Origin of the sequence: Streptomyces sp. NBC_00525 (assembly GCF_036346595.1) — a bacterium.
In the GTDB taxonomy this organism is placed as follows: Bacteria; Actinomycetota; Actinomycetes; order Streptomycetales; family Streptomycetaceae; genus Streptomyces.
Genome location: NZ_CP107834.1, coordinates 6,621,515 through 6,644,943 on the forward strand (window position 1 = coordinate 6,621,515; position 23,429 = coordinate 6,644,943).

At 65.1% G+C, this 23,429-nt stretch carries 28 protein-coding genes; 20 read left to right on the top strand and 8 right to left on the bottom strand.

What is annotated here, in order from left to right:
* The first annotated feature begins 2 nt into the window (after positions 1 to 2).
* Positions 3 to 1,031 carry a tyrosine-type recombinase/integrase gene (locus OG710_RS28935; protein WP_330241995.1) on the top strand — a complete coding sequence of 343 codons (1,029 nt, stop codon included), beginning with the start codon at positions 3 to 5 and terminating at the stop codon, positions 1,029 to 1,031.
* Between the two features lie 56 nt (positions 1,032 to 1,087).
* Here OG710_RS28935 and OG710_RS28940 read toward each other — a convergent pair whose 3' ends face one another.
* Positions 1,088 to 1,351, bottom strand: a complete 264-nt coding sequence (locus OG710_RS28940) for a hypothetical protein (RefSeq protein ID WP_330241996.1) — start codon at positions 1,349 to 1,351, stop codon at positions 1,088 to 1,090.
* 77 nt (positions 1,352 to 1,428) lie between these two features.
* Between OG710_RS28940 and OG710_RS28945 the strand changes: the two genes are divergently transcribed.
* Positions 1,429 to 2,427, top strand: coding sequence for a helix-turn-helix domain-containing protein (locus OG710_RS28945; RefSeq protein ID WP_330241997.1), 999 nt, complete (start codon positions 1,429 to 1,431; stop codon positions 2,425 to 2,427).
* On the opposite strand, the gene OG710_RS28950 is transcribed toward OG710_RS28945, so the two are convergent.
* The 6 genes from OG710_RS28950 to OG710_RS28975 form a co-directional block, all read right to left on the bottom strand.
* Positions 2,424 to 2,831: a hypothetical protein gene (locus OG710_RS28950; RefSeq protein WP_330241998.1), complete on the bottom strand. Its 408-nt coding sequence runs from the start codon at positions 2,829 to 2,831 to the stop codon at positions 2,424 to 2,426. The genes OG710_RS28945 and OG710_RS28950 overlap by 4 nt on opposite strands.
* Before the next feature lie 110 nt (positions 2,832 to 2,941).
* Positions 2,942 to 3,097, bottom strand: coding sequence for a hypothetical protein (locus tag OG710_RS28955; RefSeq protein WP_330241999.1), 156 nt, complete (start codon positions 3,095 to 3,097; stop codon positions 2,942 to 2,944).
* Between the two features lie 178 nt (positions 3,098 to 3,275).
* Positions 3,276 to 3,485 carry a hypothetical protein gene (locus OG710_RS28960; RefSeq protein ID WP_330242000.1) on the bottom strand — a complete coding sequence of 70 codons (210 nt, stop codon included), beginning with the start codon at positions 3,483 to 3,485 and terminating at the stop codon, positions 3,276 to 3,278.
* Positions 3,482 to 3,931, bottom strand: a complete 450-nt coding sequence (locus tag OG710_RS28965) for a hypothetical protein (protein WP_330242001.1) — start codon at positions 3,929 to 3,931, stop codon at positions 3,482 to 3,484. Before OG710_RS28965 ends, OG710_RS28960 begins: the two co-directional genes overlap by 4 nt.
* 258 nt (positions 3,932 to 4,189) lie before the next feature.
* A complete protein-coding gene (locus tag OG710_RS28970; RefSeq protein WP_330242002.1) occupies positions 4,190 to 4,369 on the bottom strand; it encodes a ribbon-helix-helix protein, CopG family in 180 nt (59 codons plus the stop codon).
* Positions 4,370 to 4,617: 248 nt separating this feature from the next.
* Positions 4,618 to 5,958 carry an AAA family ATPase gene (locus OG710_RS28975; RefSeq protein WP_330242003.1) on the bottom strand — a complete coding sequence of 447 codons (1,341 nt, stop codon included), beginning with the start codon at positions 5,956 to 5,958 and terminating at the stop codon, positions 4,618 to 4,620.
* Between the two features lie 965 nt (positions 5,959 to 6,923).
* On the opposite strand from OG710_RS28975, the gene OG710_RS28980 reads away from it, so the two are divergent.
* From OG710_RS28980 to OG710_RS29065, 18 genes are all read left to right on the top strand, one after another.
* Complete coding sequence (locus tag OG710_RS28980) at positions 6,924 to 7,292, top strand: hypothetical protein (RefSeq protein ID WP_330242004.1); 369 nt, start codon at positions 6,924 to 6,926, stop codon at positions 7,290 to 7,292.
* A gap of 55 nt (positions 7,293 to 7,347) precedes the next feature.
* Positions 7,348 to 7,572, top strand: coding sequence for an HNH endonuclease (locus tag OG710_RS28985; RefSeq protein WP_330242371.1), 225 nt, complete (start codon positions 7,348 to 7,350; stop codon positions 7,570 to 7,572).
* 105 nt (positions 7,573 to 7,677) lie between these two features.
* The gene (locus OG710_RS28990) at positions 7,678 to 7,917 is read left to right on the top strand and encodes a hypothetical protein (protein ID WP_330242005.1); all 240 of its coding nucleotides are present in this window, start codon (positions 7,678 to 7,680) and stop codon (positions 7,915 to 7,917) included.
* 130 nt (positions 7,918 to 8,047) lie between these two features.
* A complete protein-coding gene (locus OG710_RS28995; protein WP_330242006.1) occupies positions 8,048 to 9,424 on the top strand; it encodes a terminase large subunit domain-containing protein in 1,377 nt (458 codons plus the stop codon).
* Between the two features lie 16 nt (positions 9,425 to 9,440).
* Positions 9,441 to 10,610, top strand: coding sequence for a phage portal protein (locus OG710_RS29000; protein ID WP_330242007.1), 1,170 nt, complete (start codon positions 9,441 to 9,443; stop codon positions 10,608 to 10,610).
* Complete coding sequence (locus OG710_RS29005; RefSeq protein ID WP_330242008.1) at positions 10,607 to 11,269, top strand: HK97 family phage prohead protease; 663 nt, start codon at positions 10,607 to 10,609, stop codon at positions 11,267 to 11,269. Before OG710_RS29000 ends, OG710_RS29005 begins: the two co-directional genes overlap by 4 nt.
* Positions 11,270 to 11,381: 112 nt before the next feature.
* Entirely contained in the window at positions 11,382 to 12,620 is a 1,239-nt protein-coding gene (locus OG710_RS29010) for a phage major capsid protein (protein WP_330242009.1), read from the top strand.
* 152 nt (positions 12,621 to 12,772) lie between these two features.
* Positions 12,773 to 13,351 (top strand): phage gp6-like head-tail connector protein, encoded by a 579-nt coding sequence (locus tag OG710_RS29015; protein ID WP_330242010.1) that lies wholly within the window; start codon positions 12,773 to 12,775, stop codon positions 13,349 to 13,351.
* An 11-nt stretch (positions 13,352 to 13,362) separates the two neighbouring features.
* The gene (locus tag OG710_RS29020) at positions 13,363 to 13,827 is read left to right on the top strand and encodes a hypothetical protein (protein WP_330242011.1); all 465 of its coding nucleotides are present in this window, start codon (positions 13,363 to 13,365) and stop codon (positions 13,825 to 13,827) included.
* A gap of 1 nt (position 13,828) precedes the next feature.
* Positions 13,829 to 14,566 carry a hypothetical protein gene (locus OG710_RS29025; protein WP_330242012.1) on the top strand — a complete coding sequence of 246 codons (738 nt, stop codon included), beginning with the start codon at positions 13,829 to 13,831 and terminating at the stop codon, positions 14,564 to 14,566.
* Positions 14,567 to 14,605: 39 nt separating this feature from the next.
* Positions 14,606 to 15,016: a phage tail tube protein gene (locus OG710_RS29030; protein WP_330242013.1), complete on the top strand. Its 411-nt coding sequence runs from the start codon at positions 14,606 to 14,608 to the stop codon at positions 15,014 to 15,016.
* The gene (locus tag OG710_RS29035; RefSeq protein ID WP_330242014.1) at positions 15,016 to 15,522 is read left to right on the top strand and encodes a hypothetical protein; all 507 of its coding nucleotides are present in this window, start codon (positions 15,016 to 15,018) and stop codon (positions 15,520 to 15,522) included. The genes OG710_RS29030 and OG710_RS29035 overlap by 1 nt, the downstream gene beginning before the upstream one ends.
* A 22-nt stretch (positions 15,523 to 15,544) precedes the next feature.
* Positions 15,545 to 15,943 carry a hypothetical protein gene (locus OG710_RS29040; protein ID WP_330242015.1) on the top strand — a complete coding sequence of 133 codons (399 nt, stop codon included), beginning with the start codon at positions 15,545 to 15,547 and terminating at the stop codon, positions 15,941 to 15,943.
* 183 nt (positions 15,944 to 16,126) lie between these two features.
* Complete coding sequence (locus tag OG710_RS29045) at positions 16,127 to 16,375, top strand: hypothetical protein (RefSeq protein ID WP_330242016.1); 249 nt, start codon at positions 16,127 to 16,129, stop codon at positions 16,373 to 16,375.
* Entirely contained in the window at positions 16,376 to 18,031 is a 1,656-nt protein-coding gene (locus tag OG710_RS29050; RefSeq protein ID WP_330242017.1) for a hypothetical protein, read from the top strand.
* 3 nt (positions 18,032 to 18,034) lie between these two features.
* Positions 18,035 to 21,112: a hypothetical protein gene (locus tag OG710_RS29055; RefSeq protein ID WP_330242018.1), complete on the top strand. Its 3,078-nt coding sequence runs from the start codon at positions 18,035 to 18,037 to the stop codon at positions 21,110 to 21,112.
* 11 nt (positions 21,113 to 21,123) lie between these two features.
* On the top strand, positions 21,124 to 21,645 hold the full coding sequence (locus OG710_RS29060) for a hypothetical protein (protein ID WP_330242019.1): 522 nt from the start codon (positions 21,124 to 21,126) through the stop codon (positions 21,643 to 21,645).
* 18 nt (positions 21,646 to 21,663) lie between these two features.
* Entirely contained in the window at positions 21,664 to 22,083 is a 420-nt protein-coding gene (locus OG710_RS29065) for a hypothetical protein (protein WP_330242020.1), read from the top strand.
* Here OG710_RS29065 and OG710_RS29070 read toward each other — a convergent pair.
* Positions 22,049 to 23,326 (bottom strand): APC family permease, encoded by a 1,278-nt coding sequence (locus OG710_RS29070; RefSeq protein WP_330242021.1) that lies wholly within the window; start codon positions 23,324 to 23,326, stop codon positions 22,049 to 22,051. The genes OG710_RS29065 and OG710_RS29070 overlap by 35 nt on opposite strands.
* Positions 23,327 to 23,429 lie beyond the last annotated feature (103 nt).

The window sequence follows — 23,429 nt, forward strand, 5'->3', positions numbered from 1 at the left end:
GGATGTCTGATTTCACCCTTCATGACGCAGTACATACCTACCTAGACGCGCTCCGCAACGAGGGTGCTCCACACGGGACGATCAAGCAGTACCGAAGCGTCCTGTACCGCCTCACTGCCCGCTATCAGGGCCGCCAGTACGGCGGGATCAAGACCAAGGACCTCGCCCAGTTCCTCTACGGCCCGGACGGCATCACGACGGGCAAGGCGGCGTCTACCGGCGGCGCCTACCGGGCGGCTCTCCGGTCGTTCTTCGCGTACGGCCATCTCATGGGCTGGGGCCCGGTCGTCGTCGTCCCGCAGCCGGTCATCCGCCAACGCTCTGGACGCCCCCAGGAGCGCCCGACGCGGCTTGCCCCCACCGAGCTGCACCTGATGCTCCAGCGGTGCCCAGACGCCGCCCAGGGGCGCGTCCTGCGGGGGATGGTGGCGGTCGCCATGAACACCGCGCTCCGGCTCTCCGACATAGTCAAGATCGAGATTGGCCATATCGACCTCGCCAAAGGCGAGTTGGCCGTCTGGAGCCAGAAGACGCAGCGGTTCAACACCTGGCCGATCACGGCGGACCTGGACCGGGAGCTTCGGGACTACATGACCTGGTACACGGCTACGACGGGCGTCACCTTCGCCGACGCCGGGCGCTTCCTGTTCCCCGGCTGGGGTACGACGCGGGTCGTCGGGGGCTTCGCGGCGACCCCGGAGCCGTCGCGGCACACGTCGCCGACCTGGGCGAACGTCCACATTCACCGGCTGTTCGAGGCGTGCGGCATCGCGGTCGAGTCCGGCGAGGCGTGGCACACGATCCGCCGGTCGGTCGCCCGGATCTACTTCGACACCCTCCGCGAAGAGGTCTCGTACGACCACGCGCTCCGGCAGGTGTCGGTGCTGCTCGATCACGCCAACTCGGCGACCACGGAACGGTACCTCGGCACCCGCGCCGAGAAGGAAGCTGTGGACCGGTCGTTGAAGGGGAAGCGGCTGATTCCGGCTCCGGCCAGCGGCGTGATCGACATGACTCGGCGGGCCGCGTAGTGAAGCCCCTGCCGCCGGGGGCTTCGGGGGCGTCCGGCGGCAGGGGCGGTCTGGGGTTAGTTCTTCCGTCGTCGGGCGCGGCGGGCGCGCTCCTCGTTCTCTTCGGTTTCCCGCTGCTTCTTCTGCCGCTGCTTCAGCACCTCGTGCGGGTGGCGGCCGATCTCGACTGCGCAGTCGGTCGACAGCGACGGGTCGTACTGGGGGCTGTTGGGCATCCGGGTCTGCTGCCACTGCTCCATCAGGGCGCCGCACACAAGGCATCCCGGCGTCGGCTGCGGGGCGGGCAGGGGGGCGGCTAGGAAGATGTCCTCGGTTTCCATGCGTCCAGGGTCTCCCCAGGCAGTGACGCTTTCCAGTAGCTAAGTGGTGACTAGTGGTGACTAGGTACCCTGCCACCATGAGCTTCGGGGACAACGTCCGGTCCGCCCTCCAAGAACGTGGGGTGTCGATCCGCGCCGCCGCCAAAGCCCTGAACTACGACCACGCCTACCTATCCCGCGTGATCAACGGCAAACAAGCCCCGTCCCGCGAACTCGCCCACGCCATCGACAAGTTCGTCGGCGCAGACGGCGCACTCGCCGCCCTCGGTGTCCGCCTCGACGGCGACGACGTCGACAGGGTCCGGAAGGTACTCCAGGACGCGTCCAGGCTCGACGCCCAGGCCGTGAAATCCCTCGCCGGGGTTCTGGCGGCCGAACGCCGACTCGATGACACCCTCGGCCCCTGCCCCCTCATTCCGGGCGCCAGAGGCGACGCCAGCAGCCTCCGGCAGCTCCTCCGCGCGGCCCGTGGCCCACACCGCCTCGCCCTGGCCGACGTCGTCGCCGAGTGGGTGCAGTTCGAGGGGTGGCTTCACGCGTCGGCTGGCAACTTCGGCGACGCCGTCCCGCTCCTCGTTGAAGCCCTCGATCTGGCCGACGAAGCGGAGTCCCCGACCCTCGCCGCCCAGGCACTCAACTTCCGGGGCTACATCGCCCGCCAACAGCGCCGCCCGATGGCCGTCGCCCGGTGGTTCTACGCCGCGTACACGACGCCCGGCGCCCACCCGGCACAGCGCATGGGGGACGCCGCACAGACCGCCCAGGGGCTAGCCGAACTGGGCAGATTCACCGACGCCCGGCGCATGCTCGACGAAGCTGCCGCGCTCGCCGATCCGGCCGCCGACCAACCCCCAGGCACCGCCTACTGGTTGACGCCGACGTTCCAGCGACTCAACCTCGGCCTGGCACACCTCGGCCTCGGCGACCATGACACCGCCGTTGATCATCTCGCGGCCGGCCTCGACGGACTGCCCGACGACCAGCGGAACGCTGAATGGACCGTCGAATACAAAGACGCCCTAAACGCAGCAAGGGCCGGACACGTTGAGGTCCATGTCCGGCCTGATGTCGTCTAGTTGGTGACTTCCCACCCCTGGGCGCCCAAGAACATCCGGTACGCCTGATCGCCGATGGCCTGGACGCGGGCATCACTCAGGCCGTCGCACTCCGGCGGCGTCTCCTGCGAACCGGTCGGGTGCTCCAGCTCCGCCATGAATCGGTTCAGGCAGCCGTCCCACGCCGGGTTCCACTCCTCGCCGGGTGCCGGAGTGTCCTGGACGGCCGCCTGCGGGGCCGCCGGGGCCGGGGCGGTGTCCTTGGCCGGGGGCCGCTCGACAGCGCTCTGGGCGGGCGTCGGGGACGCCTTCGCCGGGGCCGACGATGTCGCTGCCGGGGCGTCGCCGTCGCCGCAGGCCGTCATGCCGAAGATGGCGGCGAGGCTGATCATGACTCCGACGACGATCTTCTTCGTGCTATGCATTTCCGTCTTCCTCTTCCGCTGTTTCGGTGGTTGCTCGTGCTATGAGTTCTTCGAGGGTCGGGTGAACGGGATCGTCACAGTCGCCGTCCTCGCAAAACTCGTCCCAGGGTTCATGATTCATCTTGTTGTTCCGCTTCCAGTTCGCGAAGGAGCCGCCTGTATTTGCGGAGCCGGTCTCGTGCCTTCATATCGTGATCGAGGTCGTCTTCTTGTAGCCGCCGTTCAAACGCCGCGATTGCGGCGCATATCTCGTCAAGGTCGTGCATCGGCCGTCTCTTTCACACAGGCCGGATGCGGGTAAACCGGCTCGCTCTTCAGCTATTCAGCAGTCCCGGACGCCCTCTTTGTGCGGCCGGCCGCAGTCTTCGCAGTAACCCATCTCGCGGAGTATCTGTTCGATACGGTCGATCGACGCGAGGATGAGTTGATAGGCGTCTGTCGGCATCATCCGCCCCTATGGTTGTTCAGCATCGCGTAATGGGGAGAAGAGTCGCGGACGACAGCCACGCCGTTATAGGCGAAGACCTGGTGATTCTCTTGTCCCTGGGCGAAGACCTCGATGTTGCCGTACTTGGCGCGGATCGTCCGGAGCTTGATTATTAGCTGGTCGATGGTCAGCGAAATCGGCTCGAACACTTCGTCGTCATCGATCACCTGGACAACTCCTTGACCCTGTCGCGGGCGGCGTTCAGCGCTTTCGTGGGCTCGCTGCCGGACTCGCCAGCGCGGTCGGGGTGCAGGACCCGCAAGAGGGCGTTGTAGGCGGCCGTGTGCAGCTCCAGAGGGAGCGCCCGGAACATCGCCTCCGCCCAGTCAGGGACGGGGCTCTCGGGGGCGCTGGGCGGCGCCGTCCGCCAGATGATTTCCTGGGGGTCGTAAACCGCGACCACGTGCCCGCCCTTGCGCAGGGACATCAACAACAGGTCAGCGGCCAGAGGGGACTTGATACGCCACAGCTTCGAATCCGGCAGCCACTCACGGTCGTTGGAGTCGAGCAACTTGATCGCATGGACCACGTCGCGGTCGTAGGGGAAGTGAACGAGGACGCTCGGCCAGCCGGTACGAGGATCACGCCCGGCGAACATCGTTACCGCCGTCATCGTCGCCCGTCCTTGCTACGGAGGGGGCAGGAGTCGTCGTGTTTATAGACGATCGCGAAGTTGTCGCACGTAGGGCAGTGGTAGTGAGGTCGGTTGTTGTCCTCACACTTAGGGTTCTGACACTTGCGCATTTTCTGTGGATACCACTCTTCTCACGGCCTAGAGGGCGGGTGTGTTGGTCGCTGCCGTGCGGCTAACCCCTCGTGAAAACGGATGAGTTGGGGGCGGCCGTGGTCCGGCCGGCCGTCCCCGGTCCTGCTACTTCTCCAGGTAGTCGGCGAGCGCCCAACGGATGATGGTGCTCATGCTGACTTCCTGATCCTTCGCGACCTGCTCAAGGCGGTCTTTTACCTCTCCAGGGATCTTCAGGTTTATTGCGGTGTCATGGACCCTGGTTCGCTGAGGGATGCTCCGGAGAGCGTCGACGGAATTCGTCATCGATCTTCCTCTTTCACTTTCGGGTAATCCCCCTCGGGGTTTCGCCCTTCCATAATCGAAATTACCGTGCAGTCTTTTTTCACCGCAATACCTCAATGTCCGTGACGTCTATCACATTCCCTTGACGGGGTTGTCGGCGTGCGATAGAAGCCAGTCCCCCCGGCCGGAGAACGGTTGCCGGGGGGACTGGACGGGCCTCAGACGGGGGCTTCGACCTCCCCTCGGCCCGGTCTATGGGATGGGTACTCCTACGCCTTCAGCTCCCACTCTGCGGGGCCGTTGCCGTTGATCCGGGTCGATTTGCACATGTGCCGCGCGACCTTCTCCAGGGTGCGGCGTGAGTGCTTGGCCTTCTTCCCGTCCTCCACGGCCTCGGACTTGAGGACCCGGCCCCGGCTCATCAGGTACTCACGAAGCCAGTCCCGAGCGTCGGCGGCGCGGCCTCCGTCCCCCGTGTCGGCGATGATGTCGCCGACGGTCTTATCTGATCGCGTCATCTGACCGATACAGGAAGTCTCGATGTGTTCGCCATTGGTGGCGGTGTAGGCGAAGTCCTCGATCTCGTATTCCATCGACTCGATGCGGGACATTTTCGATAGGTTCGCCTTCTCCTGCGACATGATGAAGCGGCCGGGGTTTTCGTCGTCCTCGGCGATGCCGATAGCGGAACGGCACACGTTGCCCTGTTCCGACGAACCCATGATTGCTTCGAGCAGCGAACCCGACTGGCCCTTACGAGTGTGAGCCAGGCCGACGACGGCAATACCGCATTCCGTCGCCATGCGCTGAATAGCTTCGAACACCTTCCGCATGTCGTTTTGATCGTTCCTCTTACCCGTCCCCAAGTTCGAGGACAGGGGATCGAACATGACGCAGACGGCGTTCTTCTCGCGTGCCATCTCAGCGAAGCGGTCGCAGTCACGTGACATATCGATCCGCTCGTCATCCGCCATGCGAACGATGTGGATGCGGCTCATATCGACACCGGCGGCGACGAATCGCGGCTTAACCGTTCGGGCGATGTCATCCTCGTTCGCCACGTACAGAACGTCGCGCGGCTCCATAAGGAACTTCCCCGGCAGTCGGCCAGTGGTTATATCGGCCGCGATCTTCGCCAGCATCGTTGATTTGCCGACGCCGCCCTTTCCCGCTATCAGCGTCACCTCGCCGACCGGGATGCGGTCCTTCCACACCCAATCCGTGTGCGCCTCGCTGATCTCGTCCAGGCTGACGGAGACCAGACGACGCGAGGCGATGACCTCCTCCTCCAGCTTCGCTTCTGCCGCCCTGGACGCCTTCCTCCGGGCAAGCTCACGCTCCGCCGCCGCCTCCTCCGCCGCGCCCTGCTGGTCGGCCTGGAACTCGCCCGTCAGCCGACGAAGACCCACGGCGGTGACGAAGTCGGTGACGGCGTCGGCGGGGACGACGGTGTCGGCGAAGGTGTCTGGAGCCTCCAGGTGGGCCGCGTAGTCGACCAGGGCGTCCCAGGCCGCACGAGTCATCCCTGAGCGCTCCCAGGACGTGTCAGGGGCGGGCTGGGCGAAGGCGTCGGTGTCGGGTGACGGCTGACTGAACGGGGAGGCGTACATAGGGCGTTCTCCAAACGCGCGGGACGGGCCTGTCGAAGGGGCCACGTCCAGGGGGCTAGTGATCAGCTCCGGCGCGCGGGATGCGCCGTATGCAGTTATGAGGCGGGGAGAGGGCGACCCCTGTATCAGGCCGGAGTTCCCCTGTCAAATAAGGTACGCCCAGGGGGTATGAGGAGGCAATACCTGGAAGTGGTGATGTCGATCACAGCCTGCCGGGAGTCTTGACGTCCAGTGCCGGGTTCGCTAAGGGCGGCGAGCGGCCTTGGGTTCGGTGACCCTCCGCAGTGAGCCCCGCCCCGTCTCGCCCAGGTTCCAGCGCCCAGACGGCGAGACGGCGGCGAGACGGATTCGACCCTCCTCTTAGACGCATTTGGCGAGACGGCGAGACAGAACTAAGAAGAGTAGTAGTAGTAGTTTGACCTGGTCTTTGTCACTCTCCGCGTTCCGCACCCGACTCGCCAAACCGGTCGGCGAGACGGACGTCGGCGAGACGGATTCGGGTTGGTCTCGCCGTCTCGCCGTCTCGCCAGAATCTGGCCGCCGGAACCCGAAACGGTCACCCTGCGCAACGCCCCTGGGCGACGAAGATCCATACGCACCCCTGCGTAACGATCACTGGGCGACGACCGGCACCCCTGGGTGATGACGTACGCGATGACGTACCGGATGACGTACACCGGCACCCCTGGACGTCGCCGACAGCCCCGGCCGTCGCCCACCAGACGGCCCCGCATCCCCTGGGCGACCTCCGCGACGCCGACACCCCGCCACGGCCCGCAGACGGCCGCACAGGCGACGCCGACGCCCGACCCCGTCGCCTGTGAGCGACGACACGAAATGCCCCCTGGTGGGCGGTGGCTATTCGGGCGGAAAATGGAAGGACAAGCGAATAACGACTACCCCCGGCCCTTGATTGGCGACCGGGGGTTTCTGCTGCCCAGGCTGGGCGAAAGGGGCGGCGGCCTATGTCGGTCGACGAAGTCTTCCTATGGCTGGGCGTCGTCGCCGGTGGACTGGTCAGTCTCGGCGTGATCTGGACGAAGGGTGTGCGGCCGTTGTGGCGGTTCCTTCGCCGCGTCGAGGCAGTCCACGAACTCATCATTGACGAGTTGCCTGCGTTCATGCGAGACACGCGTGAATGGCAAGCGGCCAAAGACCCCGTCTTGAAGCAGCTTCAACCCAACTCCGGTAGTTCCATGTTCGACCGTGTGATGCGTACTGAGGAACTTCTCCAGGATCACGTTAGTAACAAGGCGATCCACGCACCCACTTATAGCCCGATGATGCGGCCGCCGGCCGTCGAATCCAGGGGTGACCGTGGGCAAAAGGACTGACGTAACCAGCTACGAGTACCGACAGCTACGTGCGGCCGTACTGCTTGCATCAGATGTGTGCATCCTCTGCGGCCATGGTGATAGCGACGCTGTCGACCACGTCATCCCGGTAAGCCGTGGTGGTCCATCCATCGACATCAACAACCTAGCTCCCATCCATGGTGTGAAGGGCTGTCGAGTCTGCCTGCGTAAGTGCAACTCGGAGAAGAGCAACAAGCTCATGAGTGAACTTGAGCGCAACCCCACATCAAGGGACTGGTACAAGGCGCCCGGCAGCTGACCCCGTTTCTTTAAAGACGGCTTGTTAGCAGCCCCACGCCCACCTTCTTTTTTTCTCTCCCTGGCCCGAAAGTTGCCGGGGCCGCCCCGACGAGGAGGACGTTTCGTGGGCAAAGTCGAGGCCGCAACGCAGCGGCTTATCAAGCAGATGGGCGAGTTGGCTGGACCCGAAGAGGCTCTGGGCGAACTCGCGCTAACAGTCGCTCACGCGATTGACCACATCGGAGAGGACAAACGCCAGCTCCCGAATCTGTCGAAGGAACTTCGGTTGGCGCTCAAGCAACTTCAGGGTGACCACGCCGGAGGCGAAGACGATGGATGGAGCGACCTGGCGTCCCCCGAGTGAATTCGAGCGGGACCTGAACGAACGTTACGGCCTCACCTGTCCCCCTCGTTGGGGCACTCCGCGCGATCCGTCTCGTAAGACCCTGGGCCCGAAGGTGGCGAGGGTTATGGAGGCGATGGGGTGTTCTCCGATGCCGTGGCAGCGCTACGTCCTGGACGTCGCTTTCGAGATCGACCCGGACACGGGCAACCTCTTCTATCGGAAGGTCGGTCTGTCGGTTCCCCGTCAGCAGGGAAAGACGGAGTTGGTATTCACGGTAATGATCTTCCGCGCGATGGCCTGGGCGAATCAGCACGTGATCTATGCGGCGCAGACCCGCAACGACGCTCGTAAGCGCTGGGAGGATGAACTACTCGCCCGGCTGGAGCAGTCAACAAAGCTGCGCCCGACGATGTATCCCAGGAAGTCGAACGGCAATGAAGCCATCATCTTCCGGCGTACGAGGTCGCGCATCGGTATCACGGCGAATACGGAGAAGGCCGGGCACGGTCCGCCGCTCGACCTGGGCATGATCGATGAGGCTTTCGCTCACACAGACGATCGCCTCGAACAAGCGATGTCCCCCGCCATGTCCACTCGTGACAACGCACAGATGTGGTGGGTTTCAGCGGGCGGCACGACGACGTCGGTGTTCCTGAATAAGAAGCGCCGACAGGGCCGGGAACTCATCGAAAGGCAATACGCCTCCGGTGACTTCTCCGAGCGCATCGCGCACTTCGAGTGGTTCGCCGATGAGGACATGCCCAGGGACGCCGTGGAGACGTGGCGAGCGGTAATGCCAGCCCTCGGAATCACGGTCAAGGAAGGGACGGTCAGGGCAGAGCTGACTTCCCTGGACGACGCCGAGTTCGACCGGGCCTACCTGAATCGGACCCGCAAGCCGACTCCGCCGGACGACCCGAACGTCCCTAAGAAGGAGTGGACGGGATGCGTCGACAAGGAGTCACGGGCAACCGATCGACTCGCTTTCGGAATCGATGTCGCGCCCCTTCGTGACTACGCGTCCATATCGGTTGCGAGCCTCCGTGAGGACGGTCGGGTTCACCTCGAATTGGTCGACCGCCGGCCCGGAACTGACTGGATTGTTCCGGCGATTGTCCGACTTCGGGAGCTGTGGAACCCGGTGGCCATCGCGCTGGATTCCAAGAGCCCTGCTGGTTCCCTGCTGGACGAACTCAAGGCGCGTGGCATCTGCGTACCCGAGAGGGCTGACGAGCCGCTGCACGGCGATCTGGCCATTCCGAAGGTGTACGAGGTGGCGTCGATGTGCGGGCAGATAGCCGACGCAATTCGGCAGGGCACGGCCGCGCACCTTGATCAGCCGCTTCTCACCGGGGCGATCAACGGCGCATCGACGCGGCCTCTTACCGACGCCTGGGCGTGGAATCGGCGCACGGCCTTGGTCGACATCAGCCCCCTGGTCGCTGTCACGCTCGCTCGCTGGGCGCTCATCGTCCGCGATTCAGCGATTGAACCCGAATACGACCTACTCAATTCGTTCTACTAGGAAGGAGGGTTCAGGCGTGGGTCTGTTCAACCGCAAGAACCGTCAGCCGGCCGTTGAAGAACAGAGGTCAGTTACCTCGCTGCCGTGGGAAATGTACGGCCCTTCTTCATCGAACGTCACTCCCGAGAGTGCAGCTTCAATCGTTCCGGTGTTCGCCTCGATGCGGATTCTGTCGGAGAACATAGCGACGCTGCCGATCGACGCATACCGAAACGTCGGAGGGAAGCTCACCCCGCAGAGCTACGTTCCTCCACTCTTCTACTCACCCGCCGTTCGAGACAACATCGTTCAGTGGGTGAGTAAGTGTCTCGTTTCCCTGGCACTCCGCGGAAACGCATACGGGGTCATAACTCAGCGGGATCAACTCGGTTTCCCGACTCAGGTGGAATGGCTTCACCCGGACGATGTGCATGTCGATGAGTCGAGTTCCGTGAAGCCCGTCTACTACTACCAGGGACACCAGGTCGATACTTCCGACGTCGTCCACATTCCGTGGATTGTGATGCCGGGCCGCGTCGTCGGCATGTCCCCGGTTCAGGCGTTCGCGGCGACCATGGGTATCGGCCTTCATGCCACCGAGTACGGGAAGCGGTGGTTTGAGAACGGCGGGCTCCCCCCGGCCACGGTGAAGAACAACGCCAAGACGGTCGGCCCGGACGAAGCAACGGAAATCGGCGCTCGCATGGGGAAGTCCATACGCAGCGGCCGGCCGCTGGTTCTGGGTAAGGACTGGGATTTCGAAGCCATTCCGGTGAACCCGAACGAGTCCCAGTTCATCGAAACCATGAAGCTCAACGCGACACAGATAGCTGCCATCTACGGCGTGCCCCCGACAGCGGTCGGCGGTGAACTCGGCGGGTCTCTTACGTACTCGACGGATGAGCAGCAGACCAACAGCCTGATCACGCTTACGCTGCGCCCGTGGATGATTCGGCTGGAAACGGCATTCTCCGCACTACTGTCCCCGAACGAGGAAGTTCGATTCAACCCGGACGCAATGATTCGCACCTCGATTCAGGACCGCTACGAAAACCACAACCTCGCCCTTGAAGGCGGCTGGATGAACGTGGACGAAGTGCGGGCCAAGGAGAACCTTCCGCCGCTCCCGAACGGAGCGGGACAGGTGTACCGGATACCCGGCGCCGCCTCTGCAACTCCGAGCCCTGACGAGGGGGTTACTGAATGACCGACATCGAACGGCGCTTCACTCGTCGGGCAACCGAAGTCCGCGCCGAAGACTCCCGGACCATCGGCGGCTATGCGGCCGTGTTCGGCAAGCGTTCCAACAACCTGGGCGGTTTCGTTGAGCTGGTCGACAACCGCGCCTTCAACAAGTCCAAGGGCGACGGTTGGCCGGACGTGATCGCCCGGTGGAACCATGACGACGCATTCCTTCTCGGCACCACGCGAAGCGGCACGCTCCGCCTTGCAGTTGATGGCGAAGGTCTGCGCTACGACGTCGATGTTCCCGAGACCCGCCAGGACGTTTACGAACTCGTTCAGCGTGGTGACATCGACAAGTCCTCTTTCGCCTTTCGGGTGATGGAAGACGACTGGGACTCAACCGAGGACGGGTTTCCGATCCGCACTCTTACGAAGGTTCAGCTTGTCGACGTGGCCCCGGTGAATACCCCGGCCTACCCCGACTCGTCTGCGGGTCTTCGCTCGCTGGCGCTCGCCAAGGACGCCGACCTGGAAGAGGTTCGCAAGCTGGCCGAAGAGGGGGAACTCTCCCGGCTGTTCAAGCGGACTGACCGACCGTCTCCGACTGCTGGCCCCGGTGGCGTCAGCGTCAAGCAGGCACGGATGGAACTTCTCAAGTTGAAGAACTCCCCGTACCTGTAGTTCCACCGGGCAGGGCCAACCCCACCCATTAGCGCAGTCTGAATGCCGGTAGCCCTGAAGGCACCGCGCAGCAAAACAAGTTCATAAAATTTGAATATGGGGTACACGCAAAATGTCTCTCGCAGACGCTCTCAACTCCCGGCGCCTCCAAGTGTGGAACGAGATGCAGGAACTCGTCGACCGCACCGACGCCGAAGGTCGTTCCTTCTCCGGTGAGGAGGACGCCAAGTGGGCCAACATGAACGCCGAGATCGCCAAGATCGATGAGCGCATCAAGTCCGTCCGCGACGCCGAAGCCCGCACCAACGAGGTCGACGCCATCGTCAACCGCAGCGGCCGGAAGCTCATCACCGGCGCCGACGCCGACGCCGAACTCCGCGCCTGGGCACGGGGCGAGCGCGGCAAGGGGTACGAGGTCCGCCCCGTGGGCCCGGTCAACTTCCGCGACCTGACCACCGGTACGGCCGCGACGCCGTACGCGGGCAACACGGTCCCGCAGTCGTTCTACGCCCAGCTCGTCCAGCACCTCATCGAGAACGGCGCTCTCCTGGGCGCTGGCGTGACCGTGCTCAACACGGCCTCCGGCGAGGGTCTGACGATCCCGAAGACGACCGCGCACAGCACGGCGTCGCTCACCGCCGAAGGGGCCACGATCACCGAGTCCGATCCGGTGTTTGGCTCCGTCGAGCTGGGCGCGTACAAGTACGCCACGGCGTTCCAGGTGTCCTCTGAACTGCTCCAGGACTCCGGCGTCGACCTGACCGGCTACCTCGCCTCCCAGGCGGGCCGTGCGCTCGGCAACAAGTTCGGCACCGACATCGTCACCGGCGCGGGCTCGTCCGGCCCGAAGGGCATCGTGACGGCGTCCACCCTGGGCGTCACCGGTGCTGCCGCGATCTCCGGCGGCCTGGGCTCCCAGGCGACCGCTGGGCAGGGTGTCGACTACCTGATCGACCTCTTCCACAAGGTCATCGCGCCGTACCGCCAGAGCCCGTCCTGTGGCTGGCTGATGAGCGACCCGACGGCGGCGATGGTCCGGAAGCTCAAGACGTCTGAGGGCGCGTACGTGTGGCAGCCCTCGGTGATCGCCGGGCAGCCGGACCTTCTCCTGTCGAAGCCGGTCACCATCGACACGAACGTCGCCGACATGGCGGCTGACGCGGTCTCCATCGTCTTCGGCGACTTCTCCCGGTACTTCGTCCGCATGGCGGGCCCGATCCGGTTCGAGCGCTCGGACGACTTCGCGTTCACCAACGACCTCGTGACCTTCCGCGCTGTGATGCGCGCCGATGGCGACCTGGTCGACACCACGGGTGCTGTCCAGCACTTCAAGGGCGGCGCGGCCTCCTGATGAACCCCGCCCCCGGCGCTGCCTCCTCCCGGCGCCTGGGGCGGCCTCCACTTCCCCCCTGACGGGGGCGGAGGACGACAGGGAGCGGAAGTCACCGGCGGTCCCCGATGGGCGTCCGCTCCCTGTCCTCACACCTCTGGAGGGGGTGCCACATGGGCTACGTCGACCTCACCGACGTGAAGGCCGCCGCCGGGATGGCGAGCGACGACGACACGAGGGACGCCCTGCTCACCACCGCGATCAACGCGGCCACCAAGCTCATCGACAACGAGACCGGCCGGACGTTCACCCTGGACGCAGCCGCGTCGGCCCGCGTCTTCGTCCCCTCGTTCGGGGACCTGCTGATCATCGACGATGTCGGCGCCGCTGCCGGTGTCGTTGTCGAGGTCGGGTCGGTCGGCTCAACTAGCTGGTCGGAGCTGGACAGTTCGGCTTACGAGCTGCATCCGTTGAACGCCCTCGCCAAGGGCAAGCCGGTCACGGGTCTGGCGGCACCGGCCTCCGCCGGTTGGGGGTCGCGGACGCGGGTCCGGGTGACTGCCCGCTGGGGCTGGCCGGCCGTGCCCGACGAGGTCGTGCAGGCGTGCATGATCCAGGCCGTCCGACTGTTCAAGCGGAAGGACTCCCCCGAGGGGATCATGGGCTCCGATCAGTGGGGGCTCGCTCGCCTCTCACGGGTCGATCCCGACGTCCAGGCACTCATCGCCCACCTCGCCCTTCCCGGCTTCTGAGAGGGGCGCACATGGACATCTACAGCGTGTGTGAGGGCTTGGCCGACACCCTCCGGACACACCTCACGCTCCAGGGCGGCGAGCGGGCCGTGACGGTCTTCCCGTACGTCCCCGACAGCATCCCCGAGCCGTGCGTGTTCGTGGCTGAGTACGAGGTCGACTACGACGGCGCCATGGGGCGCGGCATGGACACCCTCACGGTCACGATCCGTGCACTCGTCAGCAAGGCCGACGACGTGTCAGCGGCACGGGCCGTCGCCGCTCTCTTCTCCGGTTCGGGGGCCGGGTCGTTGAAGGCCGCCCTGGAGGCGGGGCGGGGAGGTCCCGGCGAGGGGTGCTTCCAGGGGACGGAGTTCGCCGACGCCTGCGACGACTACCGGGTCCTGCGGATGCAGGCCAACCGCTGGTATCAGCACGCCACCGCCACCTATCTGGGCGGCGAAATCACCCTCAAGGTAATAGGAAGCGGGGACTGAGATGGCCAAGACCATTCTCACTGGCGCTCGGATCTTCGCTGGCGGCGCGGATCTCACCGGAGCGTCCAACAAGGCAGAACTCAGCGCCGAGGTAGAAGAGAAGGACGTCACGACCTTCGCCTCCAACAAGTGGAACGAAGTCGTCGGTGGCCTGGCGTCCGGTCAGTTCAAGGGCTCCGGCTACTGGGAGTCCGGCGACGCGGGCAAGGTCGACGACGAGATGTGGGCCAACGTCGGCGGCGTCGGCGTCCCCTACAGCGTCGGCCCCACCGCCGCGACCGTTGGCAGCCTCGTCTACTTCATGAAGGCCATGCGGACGGACTACACCCTCCTGGGCGAGGTCGGCGAAGTCGCCCCCTGGGAGTCGTCGGCTACCACCAACTGGCCGATGGTGCGAGGGCAGTTCGCTCACCCGCCGGGCACCGCGCGGACGTCCAGCGGAAACGGTTCTGCCGTCGAGCTGGTCGCCGTCCCCGCAGGCAAGAGGCTGTACGCCGCCGTCCACGTCCTGGCCGCCGCCGGGGTCGACGCCACCGCCGACGTCACCGTCGAGTCCGCCGCCACCGCCGACTTCGCCGACCCCGTCACCCGGCTCACCTTCTCGCAGGCGAGCGGGATCTCTTCGCAGATCCTCCGCACGGACGGCACGGCCATCACAGACACGTATTTCCGAATCGCCTGGACGATAGCCGGGACTTCCCCGTCGTTCTCTTTCGTTGCTGCGCTCGGCGTCGCCTGAGCCTGCTTGCAAAACAACTTCACAAAGGTAGGTACGGCAATGGCCAAGATGGTCCTCACGAGCGAGTACGTCGGCATCAACAGCGTCGACTATTCCGACAACGTACGTAAGGCGGAACTCACCGTCGAGGTCGAGGACAAGGACGTCACGACTTTCGGCTCCGATGGCTGGACTGAGGTACTGGGCGGCCTCAAATCCGGTGAGCTGAAGGTCGAATTCCTTCAGGACTTCGCGGCCGGCCAGGTGGACGAAGACATGTGGGCGCTGCTCGGATCGGTCGTGACTTTCGAGGTCCGGCCTACGTCAGCAGTCGTGGGAACTTCCAACCCGAAGTTCACCGGCAGCATTCTCGTCAACGGCTGGAATCCCATCGAGGGCGGCGTCGGCGACGAGGCCAGCGTCAGCGTCAGCTTCCCGGTTTCGGGCGCGGTGACCCGAGCGACTTCGTAATGTCCACTGGCCGCCTGGAACTCCAGGTCGACGAGGGAAGCATAAGGCGGCTCACGGCGGCGCTCCGGGCGGAAGCGGATGGCAAAGAACTGCGCAGGGAACTCGCGAAGAACATGCGGGATGCCCTGCGCCCTGCCGCCGCCCAGGCGAAGTCGGCGATTATGACGATGCCGTCCGCCGGGAGCAATAATGCGCGGCCGGCGCTGAGGCAGCAAATAGCCAAGAAGATTCGCCCGGAAGTGAAGCTGGGCGGCATGTGGACCGGGGCCCGCGTCAAGGCCCGGAAGACATTCAACGTACGGAACTTCCCGAACGCTCCCCGGAGAACCAACTCCGCGAAGGGTTGGCGGACGCGGAACTTCGGCACCGACAACTGGCGCACTCAGTACGGCGAACCGAAATGGTTCGACGACTCGATGACCCGTGATCGAGCGCTGTACAAAGAGGCCGTCCGTCAAGCGATGCAGGACATGGCGGATCGAATAGCAGACAGGGCCGGACACTAACCGGCATTGGGAGGAGAAGAGAATGTACCTGGTCTATCACCCCGAAGGTTCCGAAGAGCCCCGCGTCTTCGAATACAAGCCCAGCAAGATGCTTTCGGCGGAACGTGAGGTTCTGGAGAAGCGGACCGGCCGGACGTACGAGCAAGCACATCAGCGAATCCTCGAAGGTGGCAGCGTCGAAAGGCGGGCGCTGCTGTGGCTGTTCCTCAAGAGGGACAACGCCAGGCTCCGGTACGAAGACGTCGAGTTCGCCTGGGATGAACTGACGGTCGAGTTCTCCAAGCAGGAATGGGCGGAGATGAGGGAGAAGGTCGAAGGCGTCCTCTCTGGGGACGAACTCAGCCAGGCTCTGGCCGCCATCGATGACGAGATGGAGACGGCAAGGGAAGAGGGAAAAGCCCTAGCGAAGAGCGACGGCTAAGGTACCTCGGTAACGCGGCCCACTTGCTAGGGATTCGTCCCTGGGAGTGGGCCCGTCTCACTGTCGAAGAAGAAGAGGCCCTGATGTACTGGGTCGATCAATACATCGAGGAGAACGACAAAGCCTCGAAGCGCTGAAAGGCGCCGCAGCATAACAACTCCATAGAGGCAGGTGGCGGGGCTAATGGCTTCCGATACGTCGCTAGTGTTCAACCTCGTCGCCAAGGATCGAGCCTCCGGCGAAATCAGCCGACTCGAACAACGCTTCGGCGCACTCGGCAAAGTCATCAGCGGGCTTGGCCCCCTGACGCTCCCGATCCTGGCCGGGGTCGCCGCCGGGGTCGCCACCGTGGGCTCGACGCTCCTCGGCGCCGGTGTCGCTGTCGGCGTCTTCGGCGCCGCCATCGCCCCGCAAGTGGCGAGCATCAAGTAGGTGTCGCAGGCCCAAGACGCCTACGCCCAGGCCGTCTTGAAGTCGGGCAAGAACTCGACGCAAGCCAAGGATGCTCTCGCGCTCTACCGCACCGAACTGGGCCAGCTCTCGCCTGCCACTCAGGAGACGGCGAAGGCGTTCGGTGGGCTGAAGTCCGACTTCCAGTCCTGGTCGGATTCGCTTTCCGGCTCGACAATGCCCCTCTTCACTAAGGGCATTGAGGTTCTGCGGGCGATCCTGCCGACACTGTCGCCCATCGTCCGGGGCGTCTCCGCTGCGTTCACGCCGCTCCTCGACAAGCTGTCGACCGGGGTGAAGTCCAAGAAATTCGAGGACTTCATGAAGAAGGTCGCAGACTGGGCAGAAGGCGGTCTGCGCACCACGATCGACTGGGTTCAGAAGCTCATCAGCAAGCTGAAGACCGGGGTTAACGGCGGCGGCATCGAGAAGTTCATCGACTACGCCAAGGAGAACGGCTCCAAGGTTCTCGGCATTCTCCGGGACCTTGGCCCGGTCATCATGACTGTGGTCGGCGCCCTCGGTAAGGGGACGGCCGAAGCTGGCGCGGACGGCCTGACTTTCCTTGGTGCCATCGGGAAGGCCGTTGCTCTGATTCCGAAGGGCGTAATGGACGCCCTGGCACCGGTGATTGAAAAGGTGGCCTACGCGATGGGCCTCTGGAAGATCGCCCAGGAAGCGTGGAACGTAGCGGCGATCATCTGGGAAGGTCTGATGGGCATCAAGATCGCCCTCACGACTTCTGATACCGCAGCCATCGAAGCGAACACCGTCGCGACACAGATCAACGCAGTGAAGCAGCAGATCATCACGGGGGCCACTCGTGCATGGACGGCCGCCCAGTGGCTATTCAATGCGGCGATGGCGGCGAACCCGATTGTGTTGGTGACGCTGGCAATCATCGCTCTGATCGCCGTCATCGTTCTGATCGCCACCAAGACGACCTGGTTCCAGACCCTTTGGCGCAAGGCTTGGGGCGGAATCAAGGCTGCGGCCTCCGCCGTCTGGTCGTGGATGCGCTCCACCTTCACGGCCGTGGTCTCATTCTTCACGTCACAGATCACGGCAGTCCGGACGACCTTTACCCGCGCCTGGTCCGCTATCAAGTCGGGTGCGTCGGCAGCCGGTAGATGGATCAGCGACAAGTTCGGCGCCGCTTTGAGCTGGGTGTGCACGAAGGTCAATTCCTTCGTCAGCTTCATGTCCGGTCTGCCGGGTCGTATCGGCCGCGCGGTCTCGGGTGCCTTCAATGGCTTGAAGAACGCCTTCCGAAATGCGATCAACTGGATTATCGGTCGGTGGAACGGCCTTTCGTTCACGCTGCCTTCGGTGTCCATCTTCGGGCACAAGATCGGTGGCGGCACGATCAGCACCCCGAACATTCCCTATCTCGCGAAGGGCGGTACCGCCCTTACGGCCGGCTCGGCCATCGTCGGCGAGAGGGGGCCGGAAATGCTTTCGCTACCGAAGGGGGCGCGAGTAGACCCGCTGCCTCGTTCCGGCGGCGGTGACGGAGTCAGCAGGATCACGCTGGAAGTGAAGTCTTCCGGTAGCCGGATGGATGACCTCCTGGTCGACCTTCTCCGGGATCGAATTCAAATCGAGGGCGGGGACGTCCAGGTCGTCTTGGGGAGGTAAGCGGTGGCGGCATCATTGGTCAACTGGTCGTGGGCTTGGAATTACGACCTGTCGGATACGGCGTCGCTGAACATCAACGTCCCGAGCGGCACCGTCGAGGGCGACTTCATGGTCGCGATCGTCAGCACCTGGGCGGGGGCCACGGTTTCCGCGCCGGGCTGGACGGTCGAGACCTACGCCACCACCACGAACCTGTCGTCGTGGATTCTGACGAAGGTGGCCGGGGCGTCGGAGCCGTCCAGCTATGTCTTCTCGTGGTCGGGTGCTGCGTCGGCGAACGGCGGCATCATCACCTACGCCGACACGGACGGCTTCGCCCCGGTCTCGGGTGGGGCGAACCCGGCGCCGAAGACGACGGGCGGCAGCATCTACATCACGCCGCCGGTGACGGGGGCGGCGTCGGTCGACGGCGTCGGCACCGTGTTGGGGGCGTGGCACGACACCGGCGGTACCGGGGTGACCTGTACAGGGCCTGGCACGGAGTTGTGGGATGTGTCGGCGACGGACGGGTCACCGTCGACCCATGAGCGCGGCAGCGCGGCGTACGGGGCGTTCTCGGTGTCGAGCGGCAGCACGTTCGGTGGGTCCTCGTACCGGATGACCCCGTCGAGCACGATCCTCCAGTCGATCGCCTGGGCGTGGATCATCGGCGACCGCGTCGCGACACCGTCAGGGTCGGGGTCGTCGTCGCTGGGCGGCGTCACGTCGTCGGGGTCGGCGTCGGCGTCGTCGACCCCGACAGGGGCGGGGACGTCGTCGCTGTCGCCTGTGGCGTCGTCGGGGTCGGGTCGGGAGTGGCTGTCGGGTGTCGGCTCTTCGGCGCTCTCGGGGGCTGTCTCGTCGGGTCTGGGCGCCATGCAGCCGAGGGGTTCGGGGTCGTCGGTCCTGGGCGGTGTCACGTCGTCGGGAACGTCCGGCGTGGAAGGCACGAAGCTGGAGCTTCGGGTGGGCGGCGAGTGGGTCGACATCACGCCCAGCCTCCGGCACTCGGCGGGGGTCACGATCACCCGTGGCCGGTCGTCGTCGGGGTCGCAGACGGTGACGTCGTCGTGCAGCTTTCGACTGGACAACCGCAACGAGCAGTTCAACCCGTTCAACCCGAACGGGGTCTACTACGGCTACCTGAACCGCAACACCGAGATCCGCATGACGAAGCAGGAAGTCGGGGTTCGGTTCTGGGGTGAGATCGCGTCGTTCGACTTCGGCACCGATCTCAGCGGCAACGACCTGTTCGTGGACGTCGAGTGCGCGGGCCTGCTGCGGCGTCTGGAGCAGGGGAAGGGCGCTACATCGTCGGCGATCCAGCGGGAAATCCTCGCCCAGGCCGTGGACTTCGACCTCATGCACTACTGGCCGATGGAAGAGGGCGGCGGCCACTCGTTCGCCGACGCCGCCCCCGTGGTCAGCCACGCGCAGATCAACGCCCCCCGGCCACCCCTCCGGATCGACCAAGTCGGCGAAGGCTTCATTCAGTTCGGCCAGTACAGGGACTTCGTCTGTTCGGCGCCGCTGCCGCAGATCGGGTCGTCCCGGTTCGCCTCGCCGAAGATCGCTGGGAACCTGGTGGACGAGCTGTCGGTGACGTGCCTGTTCGCGACGCCCGGCGGCATGGCGGCGGGGGCGGACATCCTCCGCGTCACCGGCACCGACGCCGACGGTTACGCCCTCCAGGTCGATGTCATCTACGCGACGACGAACACGTTCCGGCTGGCGATTGCCGGCTGGAGTAGCGGGATGCCGTACTCGGCCAGCGTTACGGGGGAGTTCACGGTCGTGGGCCGCCCCGGATGCATGCTGGAGGTGTACTTCCTGGGCGACGACGTCTACCTGTACGCCCAGGACGTCGAGAGGGGTAGCCGTGAACTGGTCGCCTCGCTCCTGAACTACATGCACGCGACCGGTGACTACGCCATCGAGGTCAACCCCTACAACCGGCCGTTCAACAACGCGTCGTCCGCGTACATCGGCCACATCGCCGTGTGGGACGGCGGTGCCCCCGCCTGGACGTCCCTCGACGCTCACCGAGGCGAGGCGGCGGCTACCCGGTTCCTTCGGTTGTGCGCCGAGGAAGGTGTGGCGGCGTCGGTGTCGGCGTCGGCGTCGAAGCGGATGGGGTATCAGGGGCCGAAGACGTTCGTGCAGCTTCTCCGGGAGTGTGAGGCGACGGACGGCGGCGTCATGTTCGAGTCGCGGGATGAACTGGGCCTCGCTTACCGGACGGTGGCATCGCAGTACAACCAGTCGGCGGCGCTGGCACTCGACTTCGAGGGCGGGCATCTCCTGAACCAGTTCAAGCCGTCGTACGACGACCAGGATGTCTTCAACGACGTCACGGTCACCCGGCAGGGCGGCGGCGTCGCCCGGTACGAGATCACCGATGGCCGCATGTCCACGGCTGCTTCCCCGGACGGCATCGGCCGCTACGACACGTCGGTGACGCTGTCGCTGGCGCGCGACGAGGACGCCTACCCGCAGGCCGGTTGGAGGGCCTTCAAGGGCAGCCTGGACGAGATCAAGGTGTCCCGGCTGTCGACGGGCCTTGAAGTCCCTGCCGTGGCCGCAGACGACGCCCTGACGGTTCAGGTGCTGACGGTCGACCTGGGCGACAGGGTGACGGTCGCGAACTGCCCGCCGTGGTTGTCGCTGCGGGACGACGTGCTCGATCAGATCCTCGACGGCTACACCGAACGGTGGGACCAGACAGAGCATCGCTGGACGTACAACACGTCCCCGGCGAAGCCGTATTCGGTCGCCCAGGCGGGGACGTCCTTGCGGGTCGCGCCGTCCGGGCGGTCGTTCCTTCTGGACGGCATCGACGCCGACGACACGACGGTGAACGTCGTCACCTACATCGACGGCAGGGCCGACGACGACCTTCTTCAGTGGTCGGTCGCGGACGGCCCGTTCGACATCAACGTCGGCGGCGAGCGGATGACGGTTACGGCCGTCGCCTACGTCGGCCACTTCGGGGCGAGTTTCCACGGCGCGGAATGGGCGCTGACGGTGACGAGATCTCTCGCCAAGACACACGAAAGCGGCACCGGGGTTCAGCTCTGGAATCGGCCGCGCGTCGCTCTTTAAGGAGGAGCGGAATGGCAGACCAGTATCCGCAGATCGCGGCGGGGGACGAGCTGACGGCAGAGCTGCTGATGTCGATGCTTCCCCGCATCGTGAACAAGCCGAGCAGCACGACCAGGACGTCGACGATCACGACGACCCTTGACCCTGACCTTCAAATGGAGCTGGAGGCCAACGCGACGTACTTCGTGGAGTTCTACATCCACTACGCCGCACTGGCCGCCGAAGGATTCAAGACCGACTGGACGGTGCCGACCGGCACGACCGGCAATAAGTGCGTCATCGGCATGGCGTCGACGGCAAGCGACGCCGACGCCGACGAGTCCCTGGGCCGATTCGGCGTGCACAACTTCTCTACCGATATCCGTTACGGAACCCGCGATCACGTCGGCAATCAGGCGTTCGCTTATGAGACGGCGACGGTGGTCACGTCGGCGTCGGGAGTGCTCGGGCTGAACTGGACCCAGACAGTCGCTGGCACGTCGGGAACGACCGTATTCAACACATCACTGATGCGCGTTACGCGCCTCGCCTGAATAGGAGGACGTCTCATCATGGCGACCAACTTCAAGATCTCCACGGCGGCCCGTAACGCCGCCTGCAACGCCATCGTCGACCTGCTGGACGCCGGGTCCGGCGCGGCCACGATCACCATCTACAGCGGCTCCCAGCCCGCCGGGCCCGACACGTCGACCGGCGCCACCGCCCTCGTCACCTTCACCCTGGACTCGACAGCGGCCTACGGCGCCGCGTCGTCCGGCACGGCCACCCTGGACGTGTCCCCGGCGGTGACGGCGACGGCGTCGGCGACGGGGACGGCGTCGTGGTTCCGTGCCGCCGACAGCTCCGGCAACGCCGTCTTCGACGGGTCGGTCGGCGAGTCGTCGGCTGACCTGATCTTCAACACGACGTCGATCACGATGGGCAACACGTGCGAGATCACCGGGCACACGGTGACGGTCCCGGCGTCCTGACCAACGCAAGAAAGCCCCCCAACTCCGGGTGTCGGAGAAGGGGGGCTTTTCGCTGTCTTCCGCTGTAGTATCGGCTGCGTTCCCGCAGGTCAGAGCCTGCAACGTATAAGATCCAGTAGACGCTGGAGACGTTGGGGATCAGCGCGTACAGCAGGGCGATGACGGTGGTGACGATGCCCTGGGTGACGAGGATGTTCTGCTGGATGCCGTTCTTGTTGAGCCGCTGGAGGTACGGCGGCAGATATCCCTCGCTGCGGGAGATCTCCAGCAGGCCCTTGGACGGCCCCGCGAGCCAGGTCAGCATGCCGCCGAGCGCCGCGGACACCAGCATCACCGCGGCGATCGGTGTCATCCAGCCGACGTGGAAGTGCGCGAAGAACGCGTCGAACGCCTGCATGACGCCGGCCGTGAGGCTGAGCTGACTGGACGGCACCACCCAGCTGATCGCCAGCGCCGGAAGGATGAAGATCAGCAGCACCAGGCCCATGGCCAGGAACATCGACCTCGGGTACTCCTTCGCCGGATCGCGCAGCGAGGAGACGTGCACGGCGTTCATCTCCATGCCGGAGTACGACAGGAAGTTGTTGACGATGAGCACCAGGCTGGCCAGCCCCGTCCACTGGGGCAGCAGATGCGAGGCGGTCATCGGGGCCGCGGAGCCGTTCCCCTGTCCGAGGAAGACGAGGCCCAGCACGACCAGGACGGTACCGGGGACGAGCGTCCCGATGACGAGCCCCCAGGAGGACAGGCCCGCCAGCGCCTTGGTGCCACGGGACGACACCCAGACACCGGTCCAGTACAGCACCATGATCACGATCGCGGTGTACACGCCGTTGGAGGCGAGCGAGGGATCGATGACATACGCGATGGTGGACGCCACGAACGCCAGCAGGCTCGGGTAGTAGAAGATCGTCATCGCGAACTGGCACCACACGGCGAGGAAGCCGAGCGGCTTCGACAGCCCCTCGCTCACCCACCGGTAGACGCCGCCGGGCCAGCCCGAGGCCAGTTCGGCCGAGACGAGAGCGGTGGGCAGCAGGAACACGATGGCCGGGATGAGATAGAGGAAGACACAGGCCAGCCCGTAGACGGCCATCGTCGGCGCCGCCCGCAGGCTCGCCACCGACGCGGTGGTCATCAGGGCGAGCGTCAGCCAGCTGATCCTCGGTGTCGCCGGCCGGTCCCTCGCCGCGGTCCGTGCCGAGTCCTTCGGCACATCCGCCGGCATGTCCATCGCGCTCATGCGTACCTCCGTCGCGACGCCACAGGTGCGGGCGTTCACCATGCAAGCCTTGGGCGGATCGACCCGTTCCGCGCGCGGGCTCGCCCGAATGGGTGGCCGGTGG

What these genes read in the sequence shown, in the direction of transcription:
- OG710_RS28980 (WP_330242004.1), top strand. Translation starts at nt 6,924, where the DNA reads ATGTCGGTCGACGAAGTCTTCCTATGGCTGGGCGTCGTCGCCGGTGGA.
- OG710_RS29045 (WP_330242016.1), top strand. Translation starts at nt 16,127, where the DNA reads ATGGCTTCCGATACGTCGCTAGTGTTCAACCTCGTCGCCAAGGATCGA.
- OG710_RS29005 (WP_330242008.1), top strand. Translation starts at nt 10,607, where the DNA reads ATGACCGACATCGAACGGCGCTTCACTCGTCGGGCAACCGAAGTCCGC.
- OG710_RS28935 (WP_330241995.1), top strand. Translation starts at nt 3, where the DNA reads ATGTCTGATTTCACCCTTCATGACGCAGTACATACCTACCTAGACGCG.
- OG710_RS29040 (WP_330242015.1), top strand. Translation starts at nt 15,545, where the DNA reads ATGTACCTGGTCTATCACCCCGAAGGTTCCGAAGAGCCCCGCGTCTTC.
- OG710_RS29015 (WP_330242010.1), top strand. Translation starts at nt 12,773, where the DNA reads ATGGGCTACGTCGACCTCACCGACGTGAAGGCCGCCGCCGGGATGGCG.
- OG710_RS28970 (WP_330242002.1), bottom strand. Translation starts at nt 4,369, where the DNA reads ATGACGAATTCCGTCGACGCTCTCCGGAGCATCCCTCAGCGAACCAGG.
- OG710_RS29035 (WP_330242014.1), top strand. Translation starts at nt 15,016, where the DNA reads ATGTCCACTGGCCGCCTGGAACTCCAGGTCGACGAGGGAAGCATAAGG.
- OG710_RS29025 (WP_330242012.1), top strand. Translation starts at nt 13,829, where the DNA reads ATGGCCAAGACCATTCTCACTGGCGCTCGGATCTTCGCTGGCGGCGCG.
- OG710_RS28945 (WP_330241997.1), top strand. Translation starts at nt 1,429, where the DNA reads ATGAGCTTCGGGGACAACGTCCGGTCCGCCCTCCAAGAACGTGGGGTG.
- OG710_RS28940 (WP_330241996.1), bottom strand. Translation starts at nt 1,351, where the DNA reads ATGGAAACCGAGGACATCTTCCTAGCCGCCCCCCTGCCCGCCCCGCAG.
- OG710_RS29020 (WP_330242011.1), top strand. Translation starts at nt 13,363, where the DNA reads ATGGACATCTACAGCGTGTGTGAGGGCTTGGCCGACACCCTCCGGACA.
- OG710_RS29010 (WP_330242009.1), top strand. Translation starts at nt 11,382, where the DNA reads ATGTCTCTCGCAGACGCTCTCAACTCCCGGCGCCTCCAAGTGTGGAAC.
- OG710_RS28995 (WP_330242006.1), top strand. Translation starts at nt 8,048, where the DNA reads ATGCCGTGGCAGCGCTACGTCCTGGACGTCGCTTTCGAGATCGACCCG.
- OG710_RS29065 (WP_330242020.1), top strand. Translation starts at nt 21,664, where the DNA reads ATGGCGACCAACTTCAAGATCTCCACGGCGGCCCGTAACGCCGCCTGC.
- OG710_RS28955 (WP_330241999.1), bottom strand. Translation starts at nt 3,097, where the DNA reads ATGCACGACCTTGACGAGATATGCGCCGCAATCGCGGCGTTTGAACGG.
- OG710_RS28965 (WP_330242001.1), bottom strand. Translation starts at nt 3,931, where the DNA reads ATGACGGCGGTAACGATGTTCGCCGGGCGTGATCCTCGTACCGGCTGG.
- OG710_RS28950 (WP_330241998.1), bottom strand. Translation starts at nt 2,831, where the DNA reads ATGCATAGCACGAAGAAGATCGTCGTCGGAGTCATGATCAGCCTCGCC.
- OG710_RS29060 (WP_330242019.1), top strand. Translation starts at nt 21,124, where the DNA reads ATGGCAGACCAGTATCCGCAGATCGCGGCGGGGGACGAGCTGACGGCA.
- OG710_RS29070 (WP_330242021.1), bottom strand. Translation starts at nt 23,326, where the DNA reads ATGAGCGCGATGGACATGCCGGCGGATGTGCCGAAGGACTCGGCACGG.
- OG710_RS28975 (WP_330242003.1), bottom strand. Translation starts at nt 5,958, where the DNA reads ATGTACGCCTCCCCGTTCAGTCAGCCGTCACCCGACACCGACGCCTTC.
- OG710_RS29030 (WP_330242013.1), top strand. Translation starts at nt 14,606, where the DNA reads ATGGCCAAGATGGTCCTCACGAGCGAGTACGTCGGCATCAACAGCGTC.